We start from the raw sequence: 2,366 nt of genomic DNA, 5'->3' as shown, positions 1-2,366 counted from the left end.
GAATTAGATTAATTTTATAAAATCAGCTAATAAAAAAAAGATTTATAAGTTAAAATTAAATTAAAAAAAGATTCAAATCAAACAAAAAAAATACTTGTGATTAATATTTTATCAGACATAATTACAACAATATCGATTAAATTTAACATCTGAACCCGATGTTCATCGTTGGTAATAATATTTTAAATAAAAAATAAACCAATATCGTTTGGAAATCAACATTTAAAATAATTTTAACTAATTTATTTTAGAAAAAAGATAAATAAATTGAATAATACATCATAGAATAACCTTTTATTTGCTAGTTCGTTTAATATTGGTAATGTGTATCCTAGACCAAGCCTATGTAAACCCGATGTTGTTAATTTATATCCGATAGATCGTTCGTTGGAACCTTTGTTCAAGCATCTGATTGATTTTGTTCTTTCAATACGTCGTTTTAATCTATTTGATTTATATCTATAAGATAAAGACCTATCTACTGCTTGTTTTGCAGTTTTAATACAAGATTTACGACGGCCATAATAACCTTTAGCTAATTTTAAAGTTTCTTTGTGTTTATAATGACTTGTTAATCCTCTGCTAACTTTGGACATCGATATAATTTATTTGATATCTATATAATCATAATTTTTTCTAAACTTATTACAACAACAACAAAAAAACCACATTTTATTTAGATCTTTTTATTTAGACCTAAAGTTCCATGACCAAAATATGATTTGTATAGAAGTGGATATAAATTATCAGAATACTTTAATCTAAATTTAATAGAATTAATTTATTATTTAATATAAATATCAACAAAATTGAACATAAAAGTCTTAAAACATAACAACATGATAACGTTTAACCGTCATCTACATCGATGGGCAATAAAGTATAGTAATAATTACCTCTAATCACAAACATTAATCCCTATTTGGGTTAATTTATGACTAAATATATATTTTTAAAATATGTCATACCAAACATATATAGAAAAATTTATTAATATTAAGCACAAATATTACAACCTTTTAAAACTGGTGGTATTATCATGTCAATTTTATAGTCGTTAAAGAGTTATTAATGGCATTGTTCGTTGTTATGTATCAATGTTATAACATTTTTTTGTCATAAATATTAATTTATTCTTTAAAGGATAATATGTAATAATGCAGTTTATTTCAATGTTTAGATATTTTAGATTTGGTTAAATAAATCTATATTCAATCGTAATTCATTACATCAACATATTAAGATGCTTTAGAATTATATTTGAATTGTAATTTATAATATTGGAATTTATTAGTTAAGTCATATGAGTTTTAGAAAAAAATAACAAGTGGATGATTTTGTTGGAATTTTATATAAATTTATTATATAAACAGATCGATAATAATATGTTGTATTCTGATCTATAATTAATTAATAATATTTACATCTATAATAATGTTAATTTTTATAATAAAAGAAATATGTTAGAATAAATCCAACAAAATGATGTTATTTTGATGTAAAAGTAATAGAAATTCAATATATGTTAACAGATACATCCATATTTTATAGGCTTTTAATCATTTGAGTTAAAGAAACATCAATTCTAGATAAATCAAATTAGTTAACTTATTAATAATTGTTAATTTTGTAATATCGTTTGATGAAATTAAAGAAAGAGTTGTTTAATATTTAAAAATATTAGTTATAATTATGTAATATCTTGAATATTTAGAAGTAAAACAGGTATATAATCCGAAGATGGGTTATTTGTTTTTAACTAAAATGATGTTGTTTTAGTAATTAATTTATTGAAATATAACAGATTATCTTAATAAGTGGTTTAATATTCAAATTGTTAATCTGTGTTTTATTATAATTTGTTTAAATTTATTAGTATAGACACAAAAAACCTATCATTTATTGGATAATATAAGTTATTCTAAATTTAGAAATGGATAATTTATCTTAGGATAGGTATTTTAAATAATTTTAAATATTTAATGTTTAGCACTTAAGAAAAATATTATCAAATTTAATGTCTATGTTCAATAATATTGAATTATCTAAGAATAATAAAATGAATAATTCCATCGATATGTTTACATTGAGTTAGGATGGATTTATTATCTTAATCGTAACAACAAAATGGGAGATTTATTTCCATATATTTGTCCTTAATTCATTTAAGATGTTGAATAATTTTAAATTAGAATAAATTCGATAGATTAAATAGAATTTTTAACCCAACAGATAATTTATGATTATTAGTAATATGTGTAATTATTTAACAAAGTATCGTTATTATTTTTTTTAATTAAATTTAACAACAAACAAACCATTGAATATATATGTACGACTTGATATAAATATTTGATATAAATGCT

General features: G+C 20.6%; 1 protein-coding gene. It reads right to left on the bottom strand.

Translation table 4 applies throughout. From position 1 onward, the window contains the following. Window positions 1-242: 242 nt before the first annotated feature. Window positions 243-596: a 50S ribosomal protein L20 gene (locus tag MAGTDC_RS02175; protein WP_146656867.1), complete on the bottom strand. Its 354-nt coding sequence runs from the start codon at window positions 594-596 to the stop codon at window positions 243-245. Between the last annotated feature and the right edge of the window lie 1,770 nt (window positions 597-2,366).

The organism is Candidatus Hodgkinia cicadicola, from assembly GCF_002774925.1.
Note: the sequence above shows the minus strand (reverse complement) of the source record. Positions and strands in the feature narration are given on the sequence as shown.